The organism is Aequorivita flava, from assembly GCF_038742595.1.
Classification (GTDB): domain Bacteria; phylum Bacteroidota; class Bacteroidia; order Flavobacteriales; family Flavobacteriaceae; genus Aequorivita; species Aequorivita marisscotiae.
This window is the reverse complement of record NZ_JBANCF010000002.1, coordinates 176338-201715: the sequence shown is the minus strand read 5'-3', so window position 1 is coordinate 201715 and position 25378 is coordinate 176338. Positions and strand designations below refer to the sequence as shown.

Here is a 25378-nt window from a genome sequence, read left to right as displayed (position 1 = left end):
TTCGCATTACGGTGTTTATTAGATCTAATACTTTTTCATTAGATAGGTTTGGTAAAATTTGGGACTTCAAAGATGCAAAAATTTTTAGTATAAACGATAAAATACAAGATTATTCGATGAAATGCATAAAAATTTAACTTTTACGGGTTTTATGTAGTTTATATTATAATTTGAGGAGGAGCATGAAATGATTTTTTAATAACTAAATGAATTTTGGTGATTGCCATAGACTGCAACAAAAAAAATCCCGTTCTAACCTCACGAAGAACGGGATTTAATAATTTATCTGTAACTGTGACAGATTTGGGACAAAAAACCATAAAAAAAAATCAGACAAAGAAGAACACTTTCTTAAAAATGAAAAGTACGTTTTGTATCAATCCACTTGTTCTTTTTAACGATCTGATTACTTTCTCCATATGAGGTTAGGTTGGTAAGATTTGGGTTTGTAAATATGCGGGAATAAATCGAATTACACGATTAAATACATAAATATTCGATGAAATACATATAAATTTAACATTTGGAGCTAAATTTGGTTCTTTTAACCAAAAAAACCATGAATATCATGGTTTTTAAAAGCAGTTTTATGGGTTAAAACTTAAATTTTCATCTCAGGGATTTCGCCATCCACGACCAAATCGCCAGCTGTTGCTTGTTTGATTTCTTCTATGGACACTCCGGGAGCGCGTTCGAGCAAATGAAACTTTCCGTCACGAATTTCGAGCACCGCGAGATTGGTCACTATTTTTTTAACGCACTGTACTCCAGTTAGTGGTAAGGAACATTCGGGTAATAATTTTGATTCTCCCTGGCGGTTTGTGTGCATCATGGCAACGATGATATTTTCTGCTGAGGCAACCAAATCCATAGCGCCACCCATACCTTTTACCATTTTGCCGGGAATTTTCCAATTTGCGATATCGCCGTTTTGTGAAACTTCCATTGCTCCAAGAATGGTTAAATCTACGTGTTGCCCTCGAATCATACCAAAGCTCATTGCCGAATCAAAAAAGGACGCGCCGGGAAGGGCTGTAATTGTTTGTTTTCCGGCGTTGATTAAATCTGGATCTTCTTCACCTTCAAAAGGGAAGGGGCCCATGCCAAGTATGCCATTCTCACTTTGGAATTCAACATCTATATCGTCGCGTACAAAGTTGGCAACCAAAGTAGGAATTCCGATACCTAAGTTAACGTAGTACCTATCTTTTACCTCCTTCGCTATGCGTTGTGCTATTTGTTCTTTAGTTAAAGCCATTAGTTTCTTTTTCTAACTGTTAATTGCTCAATTCTTTTTTCAAATTTTTCTCCTTGGAAAATTCGCTGTACGAAGATTCCGGGAATGTGAATTTGGTTCGGGTCTAATTGTCCGGCCGGCACTAGTTCTTCTACTTCGGCCACTGTAATTTTTCCGGCGCCGCACATGGCAGGATTAAAGTTTCGAGCGGTACCTTTAAAGATGAGGTTTCCGGCTTCGTCGCCTTTCCAAGCTTTTACAAACGAGAAATCTGCTTGAAATGCTTGTTCCATCACGTACATTTTTCCGTTAAATTCGCGTGTTTCTTTACCTTCTGCTACTTCTGTACCGTAACCGGCGGGGGTAAAAAATGCTGGAATTCCGCTGCGCGCGGCTTCACAACGTTGCGCTAAAGTTCCCTGCGGCACAAGTTCTACCTCCATTTCGCCACTGAGCATTTGGCGTTCAAATTCGGCATTTTCGCCAACATACGAAGAAATCATTTTTTTTATTTGATGTTTTTTCAGTAAAAGTCCAAGACCGAAATCGTCCACCCCTGCATTATTTGAAATACAAGTAACGTTTTGGATATTTTTTCGAACCAATTCTGAAATAATATTTTCAGGAATGCCGCAGAGACCAAAGCCACCGAGCATAAAAGTCATTCCGTCTTCAATGCCTTCACAGGCTTCGCGAACGTTTGCAACTGTCTTTTTTATCATGTTTAAAATTTTCTGAAAATTACAAAATTTCGAACTATAAAAAAACCTCACAAGGCTTCAAAAAACTTGTGAGGTTAAACTTTTAAGTTGAAATATTAATATTAGAAATCGAATTCATCCGGAATTTCTTCTACATCTGGGTCTCCTTCTTTCCATTTAGAACAATCAGTTTCAATTGAAAGATTTGCCGGACGTTTAAAGCTACCGGTTGAAACATCGAGGTCTTCGTCTTCATAGCAACTTTTCATATAGGTTCCCCAAATGGGTAATGCCATAGTTGCGCCTTGGCCATAGCGTGTGGAGCTAAAATGAATTGCCCGATCGTCTCCTCCGACCCAAACCCCTGTAACTAAGTTTGGCACCATTCCCATAAACCAACCATCGCTGTTATTTTGAGTTGTTCCGGTTTTTCCTGCAATTGGGTTTTTAAAATCGTATGGATATCCGGTAATTACGCTCTTATAGTACGCATTATCTTTGGCCCAAGTACCACGCAAACGCGCGCCGGTTCCTGATTGCGTTACACCTTCCATTAAACTAACGGTAACATAAGCCGCCTCATTACTAATAACATCTTTTGTTTTAGGTACATTTTGATAAAGTACTGTTCCGTTTTTATCTTCAATGCGCTGTATTAAAATAGGTTCTATATATACCCCTTCATTTGCAAAAGTGCTATAGGCACCAACCATTTCATAGACCGATACATCTGGGGTGCCCAATGCTATGGAAGGCACGGCAGGCATATTTTTAGTATCTACCCCCATCTTTTCTACTAAATCTATAACCGGTTCAGGACCAACTCTATCTATCAATCTTGCGGTAATTGTATTTATAGAATTTGCTAAGGCATATTTAAGTGTAACCATACCGCCGTAACCGCCGCCGGCATTTTTTGGGGTCCAAGGTTTTAATAAATTGTGTTTTCCTGCGGGAATTGTGTAGCTCGTGTTTGGCAAAGTATCGCAAGGCGACATATGCATTTGGTCCATAGCAGTGGCATAAACAAATGGTTTAAAAGTGGAGCCAATTTGGCGTTTTCCTTTTTTCACCATATCGTATTTATAATGCTTATAGTCTATACCGCCCACCCACGCTTTTACTTCGCCCGTTTGTGGGGTCATGGACATCATTGCTGCTTGTAAAAACGATTTGTGATAACGAATGGAGTCTAATGGAGTCATAATGGTATCAATATCGCCTTTCCAAGAAAATACACGCATGGGTACTTTCTTTTTAAAGCTCTTGATAATTTCCTCTTCATTTTTGCCCTGTTTTTCCATTTCGCGCCAGCGATCGCTTCTGCGCATGGCGTTATTTAAAATATTTTGGGTTTCTGCTTCTGTAATATCCCTAAATGGTGCGGTTTTGTTTTTTTCGTTTTGCTCATCGAAAACTTTTTGCAAACGCGCCATATGCGTTTTCACAGCTTTTTCGGCATATTCCTGCATTTTACTGTCTATGGTTACATACACTTTAAGGCCATCTTCATAGATGTTGTATTTGCTGCCATCGGTTTTAGGGTTTTCCTTTATCCAGTCTTCCATAAATTGACGGGCGTATTCGCGAAAATAGGTAGCGCTTCCTTCGTCGTGGCCCTGAGGTGTAAAGTTTAAATTAAGCGGCTGGGCTTGAAGGGAATCCATAACTGTTTCTGAAATATAATTGTACTTTTCCATCTGGGCCAATACAACATTTCGCCTATCGCGAACCAATTCTGGTCTTCGATTTGGATTAAAAAGTGAAGAGTTTTTAAACATACCTACCAACATCGCTGACTCGGCCGTAGATAATTGCGAAGGCGGCTTGTTAAAATAAATATGGGCTGCACTTTCAATACCAACGGCTTGGTTTAGAAAATCGTACTCGTTAAAGTACATGGTTATTATTTCTTCTTTGGTATAGCGTCGTTCTAAACGGGTAGCGATAATCCATTCCTTTATTTTCTGAAGCACGCGTTCTACTTTATTGGAAGCTCTTTCGCCGGTAAAGAATAATTTTGCCAACTGTTGGGTAATGGTACTTGCGCCGCCGCGAGAGCCTAAAAATGCAACCGCTCTTACGGTTCCTCTTCCATCAATACCGGAATGTTCGTGAAAACGTACATCTTCGGTGGCTATTAGCGCATTTACCAAATGATCGGGCAAGGAATCGTAAGGTACAGGTGTTCGGTTTTCCTTATAAAATTTTCCAATTGTTTTTCCATCTGAAGAAATAATCTCGGTTGCGAGGTTTTTTTCTGGATTTTCAAGGCTCGTTTCATCGGGTAGACTGCCGAAAACGCCCCAGGAAGCCAAGAGAAAGAACGCTATAAATACGAATATAAACCCTGCAAAAATTTTCCAAAAAGTTTTAATATGACGGCCTACATCATTCTGTTTCTTTTTTTTGGAAGCTGCTTTTTTTGTTGCCATAAATTATTTACTGTTTGAAAGCTTCTTCAATGCTAAAACCAACATCGGTTATGCCTTCGAGTTTTGTAACGCCTTCTACATCACCATTATTGCGCATTGCTTGGGCTATATCTACTGTGTAGTGACCGTTTTCTAAAAACCGGACGTTTTCTTTATACCACAGCTTATTTTCCTTTACATCGCCAATGCCTTGACCCATCCAAGAACCATCTGGGTTTGCCATTCGGTATTCGAGGGTGTCGGTAACGGTTTTTCCGTGCGGAAAGTTCATTGAAACTATCAAAAATAGGTTGTTAAACTTGTATTCATTCGAATTTCTAATATTTACAAATAGATTGTACTGTTTAAGCGAGTCTAACTCAGGGAGTGCAAAGGATACTACTTCATTAGCGCCCCAATGATCATCCATAGCGCGAATTTCGCTAAAAACCGTATCAGACTCACAAGAAACTAAGAGAACGGTTATCAATAAAAATGCCAATACTCTATTCATCTTTTTTCGGCTTGCGATTTCTATTTTTTTGGGACCTATTTCCTGAAGGTTTTGATGAATTACCTCTTGGTTTGCGTTTGGGCGCATTTCCTGAAGTTGCATCAACACTACTTTTTTTATTGCGTTTTTTATTTCGGCGTTTTTTACTTTTTTGCTTTGGTTTATCAAAACGTGTAAGGCTGTCTTGCCCGACAGTATTGCTAAAGGGCTCTTTGTCAATTTTGGGAGCTTCAATTATAAATTCTTCCAAAGCCATTGGCTTTTTGCCTTTTTTGTTAAGTTCAATTATTTCGTTGGCTTTTTCGGCAGATAGCTCGTGCCAATTCATAAATTCCTTTTCATAAGCATACCATAGAACGCCTTTAAAAATATCAATTTTTTGGCAGGTTGCATACCCTTTTTCAGTTTGCAATTTGGTATCGGTGCTGGGGAAGGATTCTAATGCCTCCAAATAGGTGTCTAACTCGTAATTTAAACAACATTTCAGTTTTCCACACTGGCCGGCGAGTTTTTGTGGATTTAAAGAAAGTTGTTGATACCGTGCAGCAGATGTGTTTACCGAGCGAAAATCGGTGAGCCAAGTAGAGCAGCACAGTTCGCGGCCACAGCTACCAATACCGCCTAAACGAGCAGCTTCTTGGCGAAAACCTACTTGTTTCATTTCAATTCGGGTGTTGAACGTACGAGCGAATTCTTTTATTAATTCGCGGAAATCTACGCGTTCTTCAGCGGTGTAGTAAAAAATTACTTTTGAGGCATCGCCCTGAAATTCTACATCGCTAATCTTCATTTGAAGTCCGAGGCGAATGGCAATTTGTCGCGAGCGTTTTTGAACATCGGCTTCTTTATCGCGAACGCCTTGCCAGATATCAATATCTTTTTGAGTGGCTTTTCGGTAAATTTTAGGAAGCGCTTGAACCTTTAAAGGTATTTTTTTCTTCCTCATTTGTACACGTACTAGCTCTCCGGTGAGTGTAACAATACCTATATCGTGGCCCGGCGAAGCTTCTGTAGCTACAATGTCGCCAATACTTAAAGTAATATTTTCAGAATTTTGGAAGAATTCTTTTCTCCCGTTTTTAAAACGCACTTCGGCCGCATTAAAGGGTTCCATATCGGCGGGAAGTTGCATATTTGAAAGCCAGTCGAACACCGTTAATTTGTTACAGCCATCGGTTCCGCAAGTACCATTGTTCTTGCAACCCTTTGGTTGTCCCGTGGTGCCTGTGGCACAGCTGGTACAGCCCATATTTTTTATATATAAAGCCCTTTTCTAATTGAAGAGGGACGAAAATTAAACAAAACAGTTAATCGGTAAAGATACCAATAAATTTTTCGATTTCGGATTTCAGTTTTTCGATTTTCTGTCAAAGATGTTTGGGTGTTTTGAATGCACTGCTTGTCTCTTATTCCACTTGACTGCTTTAAGACTAAAAATGTTTGTGTGAACACTTCATATTTAAAGAGTACTTGTGTTTTGAAAGTAGTACGATACTAGGGGGAGAGTAGGGAAAGACTAGCATAAAAGTAGCACTAGAGTAGCATGAAAGGTACATGAACAATACATTAACAAGGCATGAACGTTACATTAAGGCAGTCTGAACTATACATACATAATTTTAAAACCTACATTAAGACATTTGAAATAGGCATTATTTATCATATAATCTTTAAATTTTCATACTATTTTATCCTAAATTTATGCAATTATGAAATACTCAATTTATACTTAAAATATTATGTTCAATCTTACTTAAAAAATTAAAGAAATAAAATCATTTTACGATATTGAGCGCAGCAGGTTGTAAGACATGCTAAATTTTATCCACCGCCTCACTACATCTAGCATCTGTACTGAAAACTATTTCTTAAACTTCAACTTTTCCGAACGCCCTTTCTTAAAAATTTTGTTGCTATTTGGGATGCCCTGGCGGAGTCTTTTTTGCTCTTCATAAGGCAGTTGAATTATTTCCACACATTCTTCAGAACAGCAGTTTTCCATTGCCACGGCGCATTTTTTACATTGAATAAAAAGCAAATGGCAGGCTTCATTGGCGCAGTTGGTATGTTCGTCGCAGGCTTCTCCACATTGGTGGCAATGGCTAATAATATCTTCCGTAATACGTTCGCCACGACGATGATCAAAGACGAAATTTTTACCAATAAATTTATTTTCCAAACCTAGATTTTCTACTTGTCGCGCATATTCAATAATGCCGCCTTCAAGCTGAAACACATTTTTAAAACCTTTGTGTTTGTAGTAGGCACTGGCTTTTTCGCAACGGATTCCGCCGGTGCAATACATAACCAGTTTTTTATCCTCTTTGTGATCTTTTAAATCTGCTTCAATAATGTCTAAAGAATCACGAAACGTATCAACGTCTGGCGTTACAGCGTTTTTAAAATGGCCTATTTCGCTTTCGTAATGGTTTCGCATATCTACCAAAACCACGTTCGGATCTTCAATAAGTTCGTTGAATTTTTGCGCATCTACGTGAATTCCTTTGTTGGTAACATCAAAAGTTTCATCGTTCAAACCATCCGCCACAATTTTATCGCGCACTTTTACCTTCAGTTTTAGAAACGATTTTAAATCCTGTTCAATGGCGATGTTTAATCGAACGTCTTTCAAAAAATAAATACCATCCAGAAATTTCTTGAACTCCTTAAAACGCTTTGCCGGAACCGAAAGTTGGGCGTTAATACCTTCGTGGGCAACATAAATTCGGCCCAAAACATCCTGCTCGTGCCAAGCGATAAACAAATGATTTCTGAATAAATGTGGATTGCCAATTTTGGCATATTGATAAAAAGAAAGGGTAAGCCGTTCTTCGCCGGCCTGTTCCAAAAGTGTTTCCCTCTCTTTTGCACTTAATTTATTGTACAGTTGCATGCTATACTTTTTTAGGTGAAAAGAATTGATTTTGATAATGGGGCAAAAGTACGGGTTTTTTTGTAAAATTAGGATCGGCCTAGAATAACAGGAAAAAACCATTTTTTATTTAAATGTTGTAGCATAATTTAGTAATTTAACTAACTTTATAAAACAATAGACCGTGAAAACATTATTATATATTTTAATCCTCAATATAGGCGCTATCTCTTATGCCCAAGACCCACAATTGGCGGGTGTCGATTGGTATTTACAAGACCTTATTATAAACGGCGAGCATCATCCTCCTCCTCGTAATTCCGAGATACAAAACGTGCAAGCTCGTTTTTATGCCATTTCAAATGGCGATAGTGCCGATGCGTTTATTACCTTCGTTTGTAATGAAATATACGGACTGCTAATTTATGATGAATTTAATCCTGTTTTTTCGTTTACCTATCAAGAAAACACATTCATTACGTGTACTCTTCAAGTGAACGAAGACTATGAGGGGCTTTATTTTAATTTTTTTTACGCTCCCTTTGGTAGTATTTATAACTATTCAATTACCACAGACACAAACGGTTATAAAGTTTTGCTGTTAACATCGCCTACTGGAGACAAGGCCATTTACGGCGACAATATTTTATCCAGTGAAGATTTTTACAGTTCACAGTTCGCTATCCACCCCAACCCCGCCAAAAACGAACTGTTTTTAACTGCAAAAAACACCACAGAAAATCTAAAAGTAAAAATCTTCAATATAGAAGGCAAAGTGTTAAGCGCACAAAGCATAACGCTTCAAGACCAAAAGGCAATAGATGTCTCCCAACTCCTAAACGGCATCTACTTTCTAAACATAGAAGATGAAAATGGCAACACCACAATCAAAAAATTCATGAAGGAATAACTTTAAAACAATCATTAATTCCCGAATAGCCGCTTTAGTAGTGGCTGTTTTGGTTTACACAACTTTGACAAAGTTTTAAACTTTGTAAAAGTTAAGGGCGGGTTTCAAACCGTCTTGGCTCAAAGCGTCATTTGTTAACAAAAATCCTTCTGCCTTCCATTTAAATTTTGTCCCACGCCCAAAGAAATAGTATCTTAGCTACTTAAAATTCCATCATAAAACATACTGAAAATGAGCACTGAAAAAGACGCAAAACTAAAAGCTTTAAAGCTTACTCTCGATAAATTAGACAAGACTTACGGCAAGGGAACGGTAATGAAAATGGGCGATAGCGCCGTAGAAGATGTAGACGTAATTCCAACCGGTTCGTTAGGTTTGGATGTTGCCCTAGGCGTAGGCGGTTATCCACGCGGAAGGGTTATTGAAATATACGGCCCGGAATCTTCGGGTAAAACCACATTAACGCTTCACGCAATGGCAGAGGCCCAAAAAAAAGGAGGCATTGCCGCCTTTATTGATGCAGAACACGCTTTTGATCGTGTATATGCCGAAAAACTTGGGGTGGATGTAGAAAATTTAATAATCTCGCAACCCGACAATGGCGAACAAGCCCTCGAAATTGCCGACAACTTAATTAGAAGTGGTGCGATAGACATAGTAGTAATTGACTCCGTTGCGGCATTAACGCCAAAAAGCGAAATAGAAGGCGAAATGGGCGACAGCAAAATGGGGCTTCACGCACGTTTAATGAGTCAAGCACTTAGAAAACTTACGGGTTCCATCAGCAAAACAAAATGTACGGTTATCTTTATTAACCAATTGCGTGAAAAAATTGGAGTAATGTTTGGTAACCCTGAAACCACTACAGGTGGAAATGCATTAAAATTCTACGCCTCGGTACGTTTAGATATACGCCGTTCCACACAAATTAAAGACACTTCCAGCAATGCCACCGGAAACAAAACGCGCGTAAAAGTTGTGAAAAACAAAGTGGCGCCGCCTTTTAAACAAGTGGAATTCGACATTATGTATGGCGAAGGAATTTCAAAAGTTGGCGAAATTATAGACTTAGGTGTAGATTTTGAAATTGTGAAAAAAGCAGGCTCTTGGTTTAGCTATGACGATACAAAACTGGGGCAAGGTCGCGACGCCGTAAAAGCGCTTCTATTGGACAATCCTGAATTAATGGAAGAGTTGGAAACAAAAATTAAAGCCGCTATAGCTACAATAAACGAATAAAACTTCGGCAATCCACGCAACCCTTTTGATACTGTGGCATCTACCAAGTGTAGGAACCTTGATTAGTACGGTTGCCCTCTAAAAAAAGAGGTATTTACAACGGAACGATAACTCACGGTACCACATTTGACGTTAGACGAGCTCATAATACAATGCAAAAAGCAGAATGCAACGGCGCAGGGCGAATTGTACAAAAAGTACAGCAGCGTTCTCTTTGCCATCTGTCTTCGCTATTCGCCTAATTATACAGAGGCAGAAGATAATTTGCAGGATGCTTTTATAACCATTTTTAAAAAAGTGGAGCAGTATAATGGCAAAGGTTCTTTTGAAGGTTGGATGAAACGGGTAACCGTTAACACCGTACTTCAGAAATACCGAAAGCAACGCACTTTTGATATTGTTGATGAAGGCCAGATAGCAGATGAAGCCGAGGTTGACATTGAAAGTGAAGAAATTCCGTTGGAATTTTTGCTGAAAATTGTGCAAGAGCTGCCAGACAGATACAGATTGGTTTTCAGTATGTACGTGATGGACGGCTATCAGCACAAAGAAATAGCAGAAATGTTAGGAATCAGCGATGGAACGTCTAAATCAAACCTAGCGCGTGCTAGAGCGATTTTAAAAAATAAGATAGAACATTATAATGCTAAAAACTATAACACTTAAAGCATTGTATGATTGTTTAGATTGAAAGAGAAAGCCCCTGCCTCAGGGTTGGGGTTTTTAAAAAAAAAGCTTAAAACCGGCGTATCCTGTACGGAACCAAAGGTTTATTTAGAATGAAAGAAAAGAAAAACATAGACAACATTTTTAACGAAGGTTTCAAAAATTTTGAAGCCACTCCTTCGCCGCGCGTTTGGGAAAACATCCAAGCGGAGTTGCAAAAGGAGAAAAAAGATCGTAAAGTTATTCCACTGTGGATTAAGTTTGGCGGTGTTGCTGCGTTAATTGCTCTATTGTTAACCGTGGGTAATTCACTTTATAATTCTTCCAATACCGCTCCTTCTATTACAAATGAAAATGTAAATGAAGTTGAAAATTCTTTTGAAAAAAATAAATCTGAAATAGAAAATTTCTATAAAACTCCACAAGTAGCTTCGGAAGAAAAAATAATTGAAAGAAAAGCCGTTGAAACCGAAAATGCTTCAAAATCGAATATTTCTGAAAAAGGAACCGATGCAAAATCTTCGAATAAAGTTTTCAAAAATAATGCTGAAAAATCAAACCGCTCGGTAATTGCTTCAGACGATTCTAAAGAAAATTCAAATAAAAATGCAATTCAAAAAAACACTTCAATAAATAATTTGGAGGAAGGAATTGCCACTTCAAAAAATATTTCTGAAAAAGTAAAAGCCGATAATATTTCAGATAAAACCCACGAGAATATTATCAGAAAAGACGACCCAATTTTTGATTCCAAAACGGAAAACCTCGCTGTTAACAAACCTCCAAAAAAAGATTCTTCCGAAGAAAGTATTGTTAAAACCGAGGCACAATTAGCAGAAGAGAATAAAAACAAAAAGTCAATTTTTGAAGCAATCGCTGAACAAGACGATGAAATAATTTCTGAAAAGAAGGCCAAACAAAAACCTGAACACCGCTGGAATGTTGCGCCAAATATTGCGCCAGTATATTACAGCAGTTTGGGCAACGGCTCTTCGATAGACCCAAGTTTTGGCGACAATCCGCAGGAAGGTGACGTTAATATGAGTTATGGCGTGCAGGTTAGTTATGCGTTAAATAGCAGATTGAGCGTTCGCACAGGTGTAAATAATGTAGATTTAAGTTATAGCACGGCTGGCATTGAGGTAGGTTCGGGCCCTGTTGCACTGGCACTTCGCACTGTAGATTATGGCGGTAGAGAAATAGTGCTTACCGCGGTTGATAAAGGTGCCTTGGCCAATGCCGCGCCATCTAATGGTTTTGGTGAAATTATGCCGAAATCTACAAAAGGAGAAGCAAGACTTATTCAGAATATAAACTATTACGAAGTACCGGTAGAGCTTAAATACGCCGTAATTGATGGCAAATTTGGCCTTAACCTAATTGGTGGAATTAGCACCTTATTTTTAGGAAATAATGAAGTTTCGGTAAAAGCCGATAATTTTAATAGTGTATTGGGAGAAGCCAATAATCTTTCAGCACTAAGTTTTTCAACTAACGTCGGGCTGGGAGTGGACTACAAATTGTCCAAAAAATTTACGTTTAATATTGAGCCAATGTTTAAGTACCAGCTCAACCCTTATACCGATTCATCTGTAAACTTTAAGCCATACTATTTGGGCGTTTACAGTGGATTGAGTTTCAAGTTTTAGGTTAATTTTTAGTTGAACTTGTTTGATATACTTCAAGCAAAATGATTGGGAAAACCGTTCTGCGCCATAGGACGGTTTTTTTATTCCTGTGTCAAATGTAATCTTACGAGTCTGTTTTGGAACTTATCTTAAACCGTAGGGTTTTTTAATTCGTTTAAAATTACATCGCGCGTATTTTTCTTTAGTTCCTTTCGGTTTTCTAATGTTAGTCCAGCTGTAGGAATGAGTTTATGGATTTTCACTCGCATTTTACCGGGCCCTCCTTTAAAAAATGAATAGGGAAAACGCTTTTTATTATCGTGAAAAGTCATGGGCGCAATAGGAATTTGGTGCTCAATTGAAAGCCGAAAGGCGCCATCCTTAAATTCGTCTAATATTAGTGAAAGATCCTCGGGCACGCCCCCTTCTGGAAAGATGCAAACACTCAAACCTTCGTCCAAGCGTTTTTCAGCCCTTCGGAAAGCCTCAACGCGGCTCTTGGTATTTCCGCGATCAACCAAAATACAGGTGCGTTTATAAATATAACCGAATAATGGAATTTTTGCCAATTCTTTTTTGCCAACAAAAACAAACGGGTTTTTGGTAGCGTAAAACATTAACATTATGTCTGTCATAGAAGTATGGTTGGCAACAAACATATAACTTTTGCCTTTTTTATATTCAACTTCGCGTTTAAGTATCGGATAGCAGCCAATACCGTAAATTATAAATGCCGACCAAGTTCGGGCAACTTTAAAGAAAAGTGGGTACCAAGAATGTTTTAAAATGCTAATTATAAGAAATGGAAATAGCAGTAATGTGGCTATCGCTATTACCAAATAAAACCAAATACGGTAAAAGACTGCAAAAAGTTGTTGAAATAGTTTCATTGAAGTTCAAAAGTAACAAATTGAACGATGCAAATAAATCAAATAAAGTACCTTTGCTAAAATTTTTTAAAATAATGTCTAGAATACTTACAGGAATACAAAGCACGGGCACGCCACACCTCGGAAACCTTTTGGGGGCAATTATTCCCGCTATTGAAATGACGAACGATCCGAAAAATGATTCTTTTCTTTTTATTGCGAATATGCACTCTTTAACGCAAATAAAGAATGCCAAAACACTTCGCGAAAACACCTATAGCGTTGCGGCAACGTGGTTGGCTTTTGGCTTAGACATAGAACGGGTGGCTTTTTATCGGCAGAGCGATGTACCCCAAACTACCGAATTGTCTTGGTATTTAAGTTGCTTCTTTCCGTTTCAGCGATTAACGTTGGCACATTCGTTTAAGGACAAGGCAGATCGTTTGGAAGATGTAAATGCAGGGCTGTTTTCGTATCCAATGCTTATGGCTGCCGATATACTTTTATACGATGCCGAAATTGTTCCCGTGGGAAAAGACCAAATGCAACACTTGGAAATTACTCGCGATGTCGCTTCTCGTTTTCATGCGCAGATGGGAGAAACTTTTGTTATGCCCGTTGGAAAAGTTCAGGAAGAAACCATGTACGTTCCCGGTACAGATGGAACTAAAATGAGTAAGTCTAAAGGAAATTACATAAATATTTTCTTGAATGACAAACAACTTCGGAAACAAGTCCTGGCAATTGAAACTGACAGCACGCCGCTAGAGGAACCAAAGAATCCGGACACTTGCAACGTTTTTGGCATTTATAAATTATTGGCTTCAAAAGAAGAAATTGCGCAAATGCGTAAAAATTATGAAGGCGGAAATTACGGTTACGGTCACGCAAAGCAAGCATTGTTTGAGTTAATAGTTACAAAATTTTCTGAAGAACGCCAACGCTATACTTACTATATGCAAAACCTTTCGGAAATAGAAGCAGCCTTAACTGCCGGTGCCGAAAAAGCTCAAAAAGTTGCCGATGGCGTTTTGAAAAGAGTTCGGGAGAAGGTTGGGTATTAGCTTCGGCTGCGCTTAGCTACCCAGTTTTGAGGAGCCAATGGCTTCACAGTTAAGTAGGATCTTTAATGAATTTTAGATGTTTAAATGTGTTTTAAACCAATTGAAATAACTTTCCCGGCAGTGGCCGCACAACGCCTTTCAATTCCATATTCATTAAAATACTTGCTGCTTTATAGGCCGGAAGGTTGCATTCTAAGGCAATGGTATCTAGCAGTTCTTTTTCCTTTTCTTTTAAAAATCGAAAAATTACTTTTTCCGTATCATCCAGTTCAACGAAGAGTTGGGTCTGTTTTGGTTTTTGGTTTTCCTTCAATTCCCAGCCTAGCATATAAATAATATCGGCGGCATTTGAGAGCAATTGGGCTTTCTGTTGTTTTATTAAATTGTTACAGCCGCGACTTTGATTGTCTGTGGCTCGTCCGGGTACGGCAAAAACTTCGCGGTTGTATGAATGGGCTATATCTGCCGTAACTAAACTACCTCCTTTTTCAGCAGATTCAATAACAATGGTTGCTTCGGAAAGCCCTGCTATGATTCGGTTTCGCTTTAAAAAATTGTTGCGGTCAAAGGCGTCGCTGCTCCAAAATTCAGAAATAAAACCGCCATTTTCCTCAATCTTCTTTTTGTATTTTTTGTGATCCTTCGGATAAATTTGATTTAGTCCGTGCGCCAAACACGCAATATTTTGCAATTTGTTTTCAATGGCTGCCTTGTGCGCGCAAATATCTACACCGTATGCCAAGCCCGAGACAATCACGGGGTTTAGGGGTGCAATTTCTTCAATTAAATTTTGGCAGAACGTATTGCCGTAGCTTGTAATTTTGCGTGTACCTACAATGCTAATTATTTTCTTGCCCACCAAATCAATGTTTCCGCGATGAAAAAATAAAATAGGGCCGTCAATACAATGTTTTAATCTGTCGGGATAGGTTTTGTCTTTAAAATAGCTGAATTCAATATTATTTTCTTCAATAAAGCGAAGTTCTTCATCTGCTTGATCCAGTTGTAGCTTCAGATTAATTTCCTTTAAACGAATAATGCCGATGCCATCTATTTTGGCGAGATTACTTTTCTTCTCTTTAAAAATAGCTTCTGCAGAGCCCATTTTACGCAATAGCTTTTTTGCCGAAATATCGCCCAAATTGGGTATTCGCTGTAAAGCAAGCGTATAGCGTAGTTCGTTTTTGGAAAGCATATCTTAAAATTTACAACCGGGGAGGATTTTTAAAAATACGAAAATTTTAAGTTGTTAATAAATTACCAAAACAAAAATTGGATTGCCTCGAAAAAAGGCTAAATTTGTTATTATGCAACTTACAACCTACATTTCCGATCTGCTTTATCGTTACGAATGTGTTATTATTCCTGGCTTTGGAGCGTTTTTAACCCGCTACAAATCTGCACATGTTGACGAGGTATCAAACACGTTTAACCCGCCTTCTAAAATAGTTTCGTTTAATAAGCAATTGCAGGCAAACGATGGCTTGTTTGCGAATTACGTGGCTTCGGTGGAGAAATGTAGTTATGAAACCGCCTTACAAAGAATACGGAATTTTACAGCTCAAATTACACGCGATTTATATGAAGGAAAAACTGTTTCATTCAAAAATATAGGCGAGTTTTCGTTGAACGATGAAAAGTTACTTCAATTTGAGCCTTTTACCCAACATAATTACAGTACTTCGGCTTTTGGTCTTTCATCATTTGTTTCACCTAAAATAAATCGCGAAACTTATAAGGAAACAGTTTCTGATTTAGAAGAAAAGGCGGCCATTCATTTTACGCCCGAAAGAAGAGAGGCTAAACCCTATCTTAAATACGCCGCAATTGCCATTATTGCGCTTTCAGCTTTAGGTTTTGGAGGAATGAAAGTTTACGAAAATCAAGTTCAGCAGTTTAATTATGCGGAACGCGAAAAGGCAAATTCGCTTGTTGAGAACCAAATTCAGGAAGCCACCTTTATAATTGAAAATCCGTTGCCCGTACTTAGTTTGCAAGTTCCGAAACACACGGGAATGTACCACCTGGTTGCCGGTGCCTATCGGATGGAAGCAAACGCTTCTAAGAAAGTAGCGCAATTACGCGAAAAAGGATATTCTCCTTTAAAAATGGATGCCAATCGCTACGGACTGCACCAAGTGCTTTACGCCAGTTTTGACGATAAATTGGAAGCACAGCGAAAACTTCTTGAAATTCAAAAAACCGAAAATGCCGATGCCTGGCTATTGGTGCAGGAAATTAAGTAAAAATTCTTTATTCATTTTTCACTTCCCAATATTTATACTTAGGTATCTTTGCAAAAAATTTCACAGATGCAAGCCAAAACACCGCAACAGTCTTTAACCGTATATACCGATATGGTATTGCCCAGCGAAACCAACCCCATTGGCAATATGTTTGGAGGCGAACTATTAGCGCGAATGGATCGTGCTGCGAGCATTGCCGCACGCCGCCACAGCCGCAGAATTGTAGTTACCGCATCGGTAAATCACGTGGCCTTTAACAAAATGATTCCGTTGGGAAGTGTTGTAACGGTTGAAGCCAAAGTTTCACGGGCTTTTAGTAGCTCTATGGAAGTATATATGGACGTTTTTATCGAAGACCGCGAAAGTGGGGAACGAAGTCTTTCCAACGAAGCTATTTATACTTTTGTGGCTGTTGATGAAACTGGCAATCCTGTGCGTGTGCCTGAGTTAGTTCCAGAAACTGAAGTTGAAAAATCGCGGTTTGAGGCAGCCTTGCGACGAAAACAATTAAGCTTGGTACTCGCCGGAAAAATGAAACCGAAAGATGCTACGGAGCTTAAAGCGTTGTTTCAATAATAGGAGGTATTCTGTTTAAATTTCTGAAAGTGTAGGTTTAAATATCAATTCATTTTAGTTAAAAGTTAATTATTTCATCAATTTAATAGTGCGTTTCATAGTGGTATTAAATATATTTGGAAGTCTTTATTAAAATGTTCGCAAGAATATTTTCTGTAAGGATTTTTTCGAATCTATTTCAAAATCTATTTCAACTATGAAAAAAACTACTATTCCTTCATTTCGAAGCCTGCTGTTTTTAACCTTAGCCTTGGTGTTTTCCATGTCGTTTGGCCAAAATTCAGCTACCATTAACTTTCAGGGTGAAACCATTGCAATGCCTGAAAATATAGCTAATTTTCAATGGAGCCAAATGCCAGAATCTTCAAAATTGGCAAATGGTTATGTGGGTTGGGTTCAATTTTATGAAACGCCAACACAGAAAATACAGGACGCTTTTAAAAGAAACAATCTAGAGCTTCTGGAGTATATTCCACATAAAACCTATCTTTTTTATTTTCCGAATAACACTTCCGTAAATTTTCTTAGAAACCACGGTGTGCGTACAATTGTACCGGTAGAAGCCAGTGCAAAAATTTCTTCAACATTAAAAAATCCGCCTTATGAGAGTTGGGCTATGGACGGCGATAATATTTTAGTAACACTTCAATTTCATAAATTCGTTGCTATTGATTATGTAATTCAGCAATTGGCTGCGCATCAAATAACGGTAAAACAAGCGTATAAAGGAGCTAATAATATAGATCTTTCTATTCCTAATAATTGTTTGGTAGATTTGGCAAATCTGCCTTTTGTTAAATGGGTAGAATTAATTGTAGCGCCATCTGTACATGATGACACTCGTGGCCGCAGCTTACACCGCTCAAGCAATTTAGATACACAGACTACAGCGGGAAGAAATTATACAGGTCTAGATATAGGGGTAATGTGCCGGGATGACGGTATCGTTGGTCCGCATATAGACTTTCAGGGTAGAATAGATAATACCTTGGCTAGTGGTACTGGCCAAACGCACGGCGATGGCGTTTCGGGTATTATGGCTGGCGCTGGAAACCTCAATCCTTCTAATCGAGGTATGGCTGCGGGCTCTATGTTATACGTTGTAAATTATGAGCCAAGCTTTTTAGATTCACCAACAGTTACACTTATAAACAGTGGAGATGCAGTTATCACAAACTCATCCTATAGTAATGGGTGTAATGCCGGTTATACTACCATTACCCAAACCGTTGACACACAAGTTAAAACCTTGCCAAACTTACAACATACGTTTTCGGCAGGAAATTCTAACAATAATAACTGTGGTTATGGAGCCGGAAATCAGTGGGGTAATATTACGGGTGGCCACAAACAAGGTAAAAACGTAATTGCAACCGCAAACGTATTTTTTGATGGTTCGTTGGTAAATTCTAGTAGTCGTGGCCCTGCGCACGATGGTAGAATTAAACCGGATATTGCTGCTAATGGTCAAAACCAGATATCAACTGCGGAAAATAATACCTATCAGAGTTTTGGTGGTACTTCGGGCGCTTCTCCTGGAATTGCCGGAGTTTCTGCACAACTTTATCAAGCCTATTCCGAAGCAAATGGCAACGTTCTACCACCATCGGCTCTTATTAAGGCTACCTTGCTTAACACGGCGAACGATGCTGGAAATGTTGGACCGGATTATAAATTTGGTTGGGGAATTGTAAACGGCCTACGAGCCGCAAAATTGATTGAAGAAAATCGTTTTCTCTCAGATCAAGTTACACAAGGTACTTCTAACAATCACAATATAAATGTTCCTGCGGGTACCAAACAAGTTCGGTTTATGGTTTATTGGAGCGATGTTCCTGCATCGCCCGGAGCTAATCCGGCGTTGGTAAACGATTTGGATTTATTAGTTACAGATCCATCTAGCACAGTTTTGGAACCTTATATTTTAGACCATACTCCAAATCCTGTTACACTAAACCTTCCTGCTACAAATGGTCCAGACCATTTAAATAATATGGAACAAGTACTTATAAATAATCCGGCAGCTGGCAATTATACCATAAATGTTGATGGGTTTAATGTTCCGGTAGGGCCTCAGGAATATTTTGTAGTTTATGAAATTATTTCAGATAACATAACAGTTACTTACCCGAATGCAGGCGAAAGCTTTGTTCCAGGCGAAACCGAATCAATTCACTGGGATGCGGTGGCTGTAAATACTACTTCAGATTTTGAACTGGAATACTCTATTGACAATGGTGCTAGTTGGAATGCTATTGCAACAGTTTCTAATACAACTACCAACTACGGTTGGAATGTGCCAAACTCTGTAACTGGGAGCGCATTGATTAGGGTTAGCAACGGCGCTTCGCAGGATGTTAGTGATGAAAATTTCGCTATTGCACCTTTAGTTACCAACGTTCATTTAAATCAAGTTTGCCCAGATGAAGCAACATTTGCTTGGAACGCCGTTTCGGGAGCAGAATCGTACGATTTGTATATTTTAGGTACTAAATATATGGAAGTGGTAGGTACCTCTGCTACGAACAGCATTACCGTACCAATTACAGATCCTAATAGTCCGATGTGGTTTGCAGCAGTGGCAAAAAATGCTACAGATAATTGGGAAAGCCGAAGATCAATAGCAACCTATTATTCCGGAGGACTATTGAATTGCTCACTTGCAAACGATGTTGGCATAGAAAGCAATAACGATCCTGCCGATTTTAATTTGGTTTGTAATCCGGGCCCTGCAACAGTTTCGGTTGTAATTTTAAATACAGGAGTAGCATCACAAAGTAATTTTGATGTTAGCTATCAATTAGATGCACAACCAGTAGTAACCGAAACATTTACTGGCACCGTAGCATCCGGACAGCAAGAGATTTATGATTTTTCTACGCCATTAAATATTACTAACTCAGGAACTTATACACTTACCGTGACAGTAGATTTAACCGGGGATGAAAATCCGAGTAACGATATGGACTCACTAACATTTTTTGCAGCTACTGACTCTGAACAGTTGGATTATGCAGAGCCGTTTGATGTAAACGGAGTGCCTCCGGCAGGATGGAATATTATTAATCCGGATAATTCAGATACTTGGGTGCAACGTACTACTGTGGGTAGCTCTGGCTCTCAGACAGTAACTGCTTATATAGATAATTTTGGTTATAATGGGCAAGGTGAAGAAGACACTCTAGAAACATTGTTTATAGATTTAACGATGGCAAGCTCAGCTGCTTTAGATTTTGATTTGGCGAAAGCGCAATATTCTGCAGGGTTCTCAGATGCTTTTAGAGTAGATATCTCAGTTGATTGTGGAGCTACATTTACTCAAATCTATTATAAAGATGGGTTGGATTTATCTACCATTTCCGGTTATAATACTTCAAACTGGCAGCCAACATCTGCGAGTGATTGGAGAACAGAAACTATTGACCTGGCAGCATTCTTAGGTAACAATATTCAATTGCGATTTGTGAATATTAATGGCTACGGAAATGGTACATTTATAGATAATATAAACGTTAGCGGTGTATTAAGTGTTGTTGAAGCAGATTTTACTGAGCTTGCAATTTATCCAAATCCTGCATCGAGCGAAGTATTTATCAATTTGAATAACGCAGTGCAAGACAATGTTTCCATTAGCTTATTCAACAGCTTGGGGCAACGTTTGCAAACTATTTCAGAAAGCCAAATGGCTGGAAAATCAGTGGGCGTACTCAATGTTTCGGGTTATGCTAGCGGAGTTTATTTTATAACTATTAAAGCAGGAGAGAAACTTGCAACTAAAAAATTAATAGTTCAATAGCAAAATCAATTAATAGCTAAACTTTATAGGGAGCCAATTTGGCTCCCTTTTTTTACATTCTATAAATCCAGTCTGCAGGATTAATTTTCGTTTTGTTCTGATAGATATAAAATTTTAAAACCGTTCTACCTTCCGTTGGACTTTTTGCCACGGTTCCGATAGTTTGTTTAGTTGAAACTTTATCATCTTTTTTTACGGAGACGGTTGCGAGATTGCTATACACCGAAATATAATCTCCGTGCTGAATAAAGACCACCTTGTTTGCACCTTTTATTATTTGAATAGACATAACCTGCCCATCAAAAATAGAGCGTACCTGCTCGTTATCTGCTGTTGCTATTTCTACACCGCTGCTATTTGTAGTTACATTGGGAAATTGCGGGTGCTGATGTGTTCCAAAACTTTTTACAACCATTCCTTTTTCCACTGGCCACGGTAGTTTTCCTTTATTATTGGTAAAGTTAGCCGCAAGTGATTTTTCTTCTGCCGTTAGTGCAAATTCCTCTGTTTTAGCAGGTTTGGTAATTACATTTTTAGTTGAAGTAGAAGTGCTGGCCGTACCTTTTGCTTTTTCGGCTGCCAGTGCTTTTTCGCGGGCAATTCTATTGGCCTCTTCAATAGCGGCTCTAATGAGTTCATCAATTTGTTTATCTATAGCGTCTGCTTGTTTTTGCTTTGTCCTGATTTGCGAAGCAAATTTGCTTTCATCCTTTTTAAGAGTAGCAACTAAAGCTTGCTGATCCTTGCGTTCTTCGGTTAATTGGGCTTTCGCCACTTCGTTTTCGGCTATTAGTTTTTGTTTCGTCTTTTTTTGTGATATTAAATCGGCATTCAATTTTTGAAGTTCTTCGGTTTTTATCCGGATACCCTCTCCCTGTTTTTTTCTGAATTTTGCATATTGCTTCATATACTGAACGCGCTTGTACGCCTGCAAAAAATTTTGTGAAGATAGTAAAAACATAATGCGGCTCTGCTGGTTTTTGCTTTTGTACGACTTTTGAATCATTGCCGCATAATCTGCCTTCATTATTTTTAATTCTTCGCGAAGAGAACTTATTTTTTCAATATTACTATTTATGCTTCGGGTGAGCAAATTGGCTTGTTGATTGGTAACGCGAATTAAATTTTCTGAAGCAGCAATACGCTGGTTTAAATCTTCAACTTGCGAAAGCACAGACTTTTCTTCTTTTTTTGTTTTAAAAAGAAGTGAGTTTATCTGTTTTATTTCCTCTAAAATGGCTTGCCGTTTTTCTTCCAGTTCCTTTTGCTTATCTACTTGTGCAGAAAGCGTTGAAACCGAAATAATGCAAACGAATAAAAAGAGATATGTGCGTAACTGCTTCATTTAATTAAGTTGTATTTCTTCGTAATCTTGGGGTATTTCAAACGGAAAACTAACGTTTGCATTAATTTCAATTTTTCTGTAATTAATTTCAATTTTGGTTTTTGAATTTTTTTCAGAAGTATCTATTAATATAGTTGAGGGAAAAAATTGTCGTTCAATATTTTGATAATCGCCGTAGCGAATACTTAACAGGCGTTCTGCACTGGGTTGCCCAAGTGTTTCTGATGAAATTTTGAAATTTTCTGGATTTAAAATCAACGAATGTATAAAATCTTGCGGTTGTTGTTTGGGTTGTATTTTATACTTATTCTGTGCGATTGCCACTTTATATTCCGAGGGATTTAAGGTAAAAATAGACTGTCCCAAAAGTAAATTTTGCGTTTGCTGAAAATTAATTGGCGTACCTAACCATTCGCCCAACAAGGCAAAATTACCTTCAAAATAGGTCTTTCCGATGGTTTCATAATAACTTACACGTGTGGGTGTTATTAAAGCTTTGGCAACGGTAATTCCTAAAATTGAAGCTTTTATCCAAATATTTTTGTCTTTCTCCATCCGAAGACTAACCGTTATACTCTGCGATTTTTCCTCGGTTTCGTAAACCAATTGTGCCCGTCCGGCCAGTGTTTTAAAATCTGGAGTGGCAGCTTTGTGTGCGGCAATTACATCTTTGGCAGAGGCGCTTTCAATATTTGTAATGCTTTTGGCGCCACCACAGGAAACAAATAATAATAAAAGTATTAAATAGAAGGGTTTCAATTTCATAAAATATTAGTTCGGCAATTTTGTTGCAGTGGCTTTTTCGGAATACATTTTTGCTTTTTCAACATTGCCTTTTGCCGTGTATGCAAATGCCAGCTGTTGGTAAAAATCGCGCTCCATTTTCGGATCTCCCAATATAAAGTCTAATCCGGTTTCTAAACTTTCAATAGCTGCATCGCTTTTGTTAAGGCCGTTGTTGGCAACGCCGTTTAATAAATATAAAAGCGCTTGGGCAGGAAAAATTTCGAGCCCTTCGGAACTTAATTTGGCTGCGGCTTCATATTTTTTAAATTCAATTTGAAATAGCAGCGTATTTCGCAATAGATTATAATTATCTGGCGCGCGAGCAATACCTTTTTCGTATGCATTAAGCGCATCTTTTTTCCTGTTTTTTGTGGCATAATAATCGCCGATTTTTTCATAAACACGACCATTTTCAACAGAAAATTGATTTACAATTTGATTTAAATCGGTTTCAAATGAAGGGTTTTTATCTACAAATTGAATAAAATCGCCCAACACTTTATACTTGGTTTCCTTGTCAACTTCTTCTGAAGAAAAAATAATTTTCATTGAAGAAATGGCTTCCGAAGTATTTCCCGTATCCAAATAAAATTTATAGAGAGCCAAATGTACCAACTGCGATTTTGGATTGTTTTTTAAGAGGTTTTTAGCTGCTTCAAAAGCTTTTTCGGTATTGCCCTGTTCGCTGTAAAGAAAGATGAGGTTTAGGTATTCTTTTTCGTTTTTTGGGTTGTTATCTATTTTCTCTTCTAGGTTTTCTATTGCGCCATCGGTATTGCCAGTTGCGCGATATATTTGAGCCCGTAGCGCGTTTCGGATGTCGCTTTCGCCCCAAGCTTCGTCCAGCTCATCCAATTGTGCCAAAGCTTTGTTATATTGTTTTGTGAGCGTGTAAAGATTGGCTAGATCTTCTTTATAATCTTCGTCAAAAGTAATAAGCCGCTGTACCAACGGAATTGATTTATCGTACTCTTTCTGTTGGTGGTACAATTCGTAAAACTGCTCTAAAACATCTAGCCTGTCGCCTTGGCTCTGCAACACTTTGTTAAAATTTGCTTCGGCTTCGGCATACTGTTTTAAATAGGTGTGGTTTTTACCCATTTCAAAATACACAACAGCTTTATTTTCATCGGTTTTAGCTGCTTTTTCGGCTTTTTGTAGTGCCGTGAGCGCCAATTCATAATTTTCAATACCTTTTTGTTTTAAAGCTTCAAAGAAATTTTCCTGAAAATCGTCGGTTACATCGCCTAATTGGTCCATCGGATTTTGGATGGAATCATTTTTAATTTCCTGCGCACAGAGTTGCTTCGGAAGAAGAATTCCGCAGAAAAGAAGTACTATATTTAAAAATTTTAATTTCAAATTTAATGTCTGTTCGAGCGCAGTGGAGACTTTTTTAATTCATTTATTTTAAAACCCTCGGCCGCGCCCGTGTATATTTATTATTGTTTTAACTCTGAATAATCACCAATACTAACATTGGTGAATTTACCATCAAAAGTAGCATAATTACCAATCATTGCGTTGTTTAAAGTTGCATTCTTAATTGTTGCATGGGTTTGGATTATACTGTTTTTTATTGTGCTGTCTTCAACTACCGTTCCTGCACCAATAGAGGCGTAAGGACCCACGGTGCTATTTTTAAGTGTAACATTTTCACCGATAAAACACGGCTCGATTATTTTTGAATTTTCATTGCGAATATTCTCCGAAATAAGCGGGCTGTTTGCTGCTGAAAGGAAACCTAACATTCGTTTATTGGTTTCTACAGTTACCTCTTTGTTGCCGCAATCCATCCATTCGTCTACCGTTCCGGTTTTAAAAATTTTACCTGCGGCCATCATCCTTTTTATACCGTCGTTAATTTGGTATTCGCCACCGTTTATTATGTTGTTGTCTAAAACGAACTGCAATTCGTTCTTAAGTTGTGCAACATCTTTAAAATAATAAATACCTATAACGGCTTGGTCGCTTACATATTCTTCTGGTTTTTCAACAAGTTCTATTATTTCATTTTTTTGGTTGAGATTTACTACGCCATAAGCTTCGGGATTTTCAACTTTTTTTGTCCAGATAACCGCGTCTGCATCTTTGTCTAAATTGAAATTGGCACGAATTAATGTATCGGCATATGCAATTACCGCTGGGCCTGAAAGCGATTCTTTAGCGCACATGATAGCGTGACCCGTTCCTTTTGGGTCAAGTTGACGATAAATTGTGGGTTTGGCTCCAAGAGATTTTGCCAGTTCTTCTAACGCTTTTATAACGTCGTCTCCAAAAAAAGCTGGATCGCCCAGAATAAATGCTATTTCGTCTATTTCTTCATCTAACACCCCGACAATATCTTCAACCAAACGATGCACAATTGGTTTTCCTGCAACTGGAATTAATGGTTTAGGGACTGTTAGTGAATGTGGGCGAAGGCGACTTCCGCGGCCTGCCATTGGTACTATTATTTTCATATGTATGCCCGCGATGGCGGGAATTTTTTAAAGTTGATAATTTATTTTATAGC

At 38.3% G+C, this 25378-nt stretch carries 20 protein-coding genes; 8 read left to right on the top strand and 12 right to left on the bottom strand.

What is annotated here, in order from left to right:
* Nucleotides 1–601: 601 nt before the first annotated feature.
* The 6 genes from VZD24_RS03275 to trhO form a co-directional block, all read right to left on the bottom strand.
* The gene (locus VZD24_RS03275) at nt 602–1258 is read right to left on the bottom strand and encodes a CoA transferase subunit B (protein WP_342686878.1); all 657 of its coding nucleotides are present in this window, start codon (nt 1256–1258) and stop codon (nt 602–604) included.
* Nucleotides 1258–1959, bottom strand: coding sequence for a CoA transferase subunit A (locus tag VZD24_RS03270; protein ID WP_279449809.1), 702 nt, complete (start codon nt 1957–1959; stop codon nt 1258–1260). Before VZD24_RS03270 ends, VZD24_RS03275 begins: the two co-directional genes overlap by 1 nt.
* A gap of 101 nt (nt 1960–2060) precedes the next feature.
* Entirely contained in the window at nt 2061–4373 is a 2313-nt protein-coding gene (locus VZD24_RS03265; protein ID WP_342686880.1) for a penicillin-binding protein 1A, read from the bottom strand.
* 7 nt (nt 4374–4380) lie between these two features.
* Complete coding sequence (locus VZD24_RS03260) at nt 4381–4866, bottom strand: gliding motility lipoprotein GldH (protein ID WP_279449811.1); 486 nt, start codon at nt 4864–4866, stop codon at nt 4381–4383.
* Nucleotides 4859–6115, bottom strand: coding sequence for a PSP1 domain-containing protein (locus VZD24_RS03255; RefSeq protein WP_342686881.1), 1257 nt, complete (start codon nt 6113–6115; stop codon nt 4859–4861). The genes VZD24_RS03260 and VZD24_RS03255 overlap by 8 nt, the downstream gene beginning before the upstream one ends.
* Nucleotides 6116–6727: 612 nt before the next feature.
* On the bottom strand, nt 6728–7759 hold the full coding sequence (trhO, locus tag VZD24_RS03250) for an oxygen-dependent tRNA uridine(34) hydroxylase TrhO (protein WP_342686882.1): 1032 nt from the start codon (nt 7757–7759) through the stop codon (nt 6728–6730).
* 163 nt (nt 7760–7922) lie between these two features.
* On the opposite strand from trhO, the gene VZD24_RS03245 reads away from it, so the two are divergent.
* From VZD24_RS03245 to VZD24_RS03230, 4 genes are all read left to right on the top strand, one after another.
* Nucleotides 7923–8648 carry a T9SS type A sorting domain-containing protein gene (locus VZD24_RS03245; RefSeq protein WP_342686884.1) on the top strand — a complete coding sequence of 242 codons (726 nt, stop codon included), beginning with the start codon at nt 7923–7925 and terminating at the stop codon, nt 8646–8648.
* A gap of 231 nt (nt 8649–8879) precedes the next feature.
* Nucleotides 8880–9887, top strand: coding sequence for a recombinase RecA (gene recA, locus VZD24_RS03240; RefSeq protein WP_342686885.1), 1008 nt, complete (start codon nt 8880–8882; stop codon nt 9885–9887).
* Nucleotides 9888–10013: 126 nt separating this feature from the next.
* Nucleotides 10014–10553, top strand: coding sequence for an RNA polymerase sigma factor (locus VZD24_RS03235; protein ID WP_279449816.1), 540 nt, complete (start codon nt 10014–10016; stop codon nt 10551–10553).
* Between the two features lie 113 nt (nt 10554–10666).
* Nucleotides 10667–12202 carry an outer membrane beta-barrel protein gene (locus VZD24_RS03230; protein WP_342686886.1) on the top strand — a complete coding sequence of 512 codons (1536 nt, stop codon included), beginning with the start codon at nt 10667–10669 and terminating at the stop codon, nt 12200–12202.
* Between the two features lie 128 nt (nt 12203–12330).
* Here VZD24_RS03230 and VZD24_RS03225 read toward each other — a convergent pair whose 3' ends face one another.
* On the bottom strand, nt 12331–13071 hold the full coding sequence (locus VZD24_RS03225) for a lysophospholipid acyltransferase family protein (protein ID WP_342686887.1): 741 nt from the start codon (nt 13069–13071) through the stop codon (nt 12331–12333).
* Between the two features lie 74 nt (nt 13072–13145).
* On the opposite strand from VZD24_RS03225, the gene trpS reads away from it, so the two are divergent.
* The gene (gene trpS, locus VZD24_RS03220; protein WP_342686888.1) at nt 13146–14114 is read left to right on the top strand and encodes a tryptophan--tRNA ligase; all 969 of its coding nucleotides are present in this window, start codon (nt 13146–13148) and stop codon (nt 14112–14114) included.
* Between the two features lie 91 nt (nt 14115–14205).
* Here trpS and dprA read toward each other — a convergent pair whose 3' ends face one another.
* Entirely contained in the window at nt 14206–15309 is a 1104-nt protein-coding gene (gene dprA, locus VZD24_RS03215) for a DNA-processing protein DprA (RefSeq protein ID WP_279449820.1), read from the bottom strand.
* Between the two features lie 112 nt (nt 15310–15421).
* Here dprA and VZD24_RS03210 point away from each other — a divergent pair, with 112 nt between their 5' ends.
* The 3 genes from VZD24_RS03210 to VZD24_RS03200 all read left to right on the top strand — a co-directional run bounded on the left by VZD24_RS03210 (nt 15422) and on the right by VZD24_RS03200 (nt 20732).
* Complete coding sequence (locus VZD24_RS03210) at nt 15422–16360, top strand: HU domain-containing protein (RefSeq protein ID WP_342686889.1); 939 nt, start codon at nt 15422–15424, stop codon at nt 16358–16360.
* Nucleotides 16361–16426: 66 nt separating this feature from the next.
* Nucleotides 16427–16936 (top strand): acyl-CoA thioesterase, encoded by a 510-nt coding sequence (locus VZD24_RS03205; RefSeq protein ID WP_279449822.1) that lies wholly within the window; start codon nt 16427–16429, stop codon nt 16934–16936.
* A gap of 196 nt (nt 16937–17132) precedes the next feature.
* Nucleotides 17133–20732, top strand: coding sequence for a S8 family serine peptidase (locus VZD24_RS03200; protein WP_342686890.1), 3600 nt, complete (start codon nt 17133–17135; stop codon nt 20730–20732).
* 52 nt (nt 20733–20784) lie between these two features.
* On the opposite strand, the gene VZD24_RS03195 is transcribed toward VZD24_RS03200, so the two are convergent.
* The 4 genes from VZD24_RS03195 to VZD24_RS03180 form a co-directional block, all read right to left on the bottom strand.
* Complete coding sequence (locus VZD24_RS03195) at nt 20785–22077, bottom strand: murein hydrolase activator EnvC family protein (protein WP_342686891.1); 1293 nt, start codon at nt 22075–22077, stop codon at nt 20785–20787.
* Nucleotides 22078–22842, bottom strand: coding sequence for a lipoprotein insertase outer membrane protein LolB1 (gene lolB1 / locus VZD24_RS03190; protein ID WP_279449825.1), 765 nt, complete (start codon nt 22840–22842; stop codon nt 22078–22080).
* 6 nt (nt 22843–22848) lie between these two features.
* The gene (locus tag VZD24_RS03185) at nt 22849–24225 is read right to left on the bottom strand and encodes a tetratricopeptide repeat protein (RefSeq protein ID WP_342686892.1); all 1377 of its coding nucleotides are present in this window, start codon (nt 24223–24225) and stop codon (nt 22849–22851) included.
* 80 nt (nt 24226–24305) lie between these two features.
* A complete protein-coding gene (locus VZD24_RS03180; RefSeq protein ID WP_279449827.1) occupies nt 24306–25325 on the bottom strand; it encodes a sugar phosphate nucleotidyltransferase in 1020 nt (339 codons plus the stop codon).
* Nucleotides 25326–25378 lie beyond the last annotated feature (53 nt).

Coding starts and splice junctions, on each gene's coding strand:
- VZD24_RS03210 (WP_342686889.1), top strand. CDS start 15,422: ATGCAACTTACAACCTACATTTCCGATCTGCTTTATCGTTACGAATGT.
- VZD24_RS03230 (WP_342686886.1), top strand. CDS start 10,667: ATGAAAGAAAAGAAAAACATAGACAACATTTTTAACGAAGGTTTCAAA.
- trpS (WP_342686888.1), top strand. CDS start 13,146: ATGTCTAGAATACTTACAGGAATACAAAGCACGGGCACGCCACACCTC.
- VZD24_RS03260 (WP_279449811.1), bottom strand. CDS start 4,866: ATGAATAGAGTATTGGCATTTTTATTGATAACCGTTCTCTTAGTTTCT.
- VZD24_RS03225 (WP_342686887.1), bottom strand. CDS start 13,071: ATGAAACTATTTCAACAACTTTTTGCAGTCTTTTACCGTATTTGGTTT.
- VZD24_RS03205 (WP_279449822.1), top strand. CDS start 16,427: ATGCAAGCCAAAACACCGCAACAGTCTTTAACCGTATATACCGATATG.
- VZD24_RS03255 (WP_342686881.1), bottom strand. CDS start 6,115: ATGGGCTGTACCAGCTGTGCCACAGGCACCACGGGACAACCAAAGGGT.
- recA (WP_342686885.1), top strand. CDS start 8,880: ATGAGCACTGAAAAAGACGCAAAACTAAAAGCTTTAAAGCTTACTCTC.
- dprA (WP_279449820.1), bottom strand. CDS start 15,309: ATGCTTTCCAAAAACGAACTACGCTATACGCTTGCTTTACAGCGAATA.
- VZD24_RS03265 (WP_342686880.1), bottom strand. CDS start 4,373: ATGGCAACAAAAAAAGCAGCTTCCAAAAAAAAGAAACAGAATGATGTA.
- lolB1 (WP_279449825.1), bottom strand. CDS start 22,842: ATGAAATTGAAACCCTTCTATTTAATACTTTTATTATTATTTGTTTCC.
- VZD24_RS03270 (WP_279449809.1), bottom strand. CDS start 1,959: ATGATAAAAAAGACAGTTGCAAACGTTCGCGAAGCCTGTGAAGGCATT.
- trhO (WP_342686882.1), bottom strand. CDS start 7,759: ATGCAACTGTACAATAAATTAAGTGCAAAAGAGAGGGAAACACTTTTG.
- VZD24_RS03275 (WP_342686878.1), bottom strand. CDS start 1,258: ATGGCTTTAACTAAAGAACAAATAGCACAACGCATAGCGAAGGAGGTA.
- VZD24_RS03195 (WP_342686891.1), bottom strand. CDS start 22,077: ATGAAGCAGTTACGCACATATCTCTTTTTATTCGTTTGCATTATTTCG.
- VZD24_RS03180 (WP_279449827.1), bottom strand. CDS start 25,325: ATGAAAATAATAGTACCAATGGCAGGCCGCGGAAGTCGCCTTCGCCCA.
- VZD24_RS03200 (WP_342686890.1), top strand. CDS start 17,133: ATGAAAAAAACTACTATTCCTTCATTTCGAAGCCTGCTGTTTTTAACC.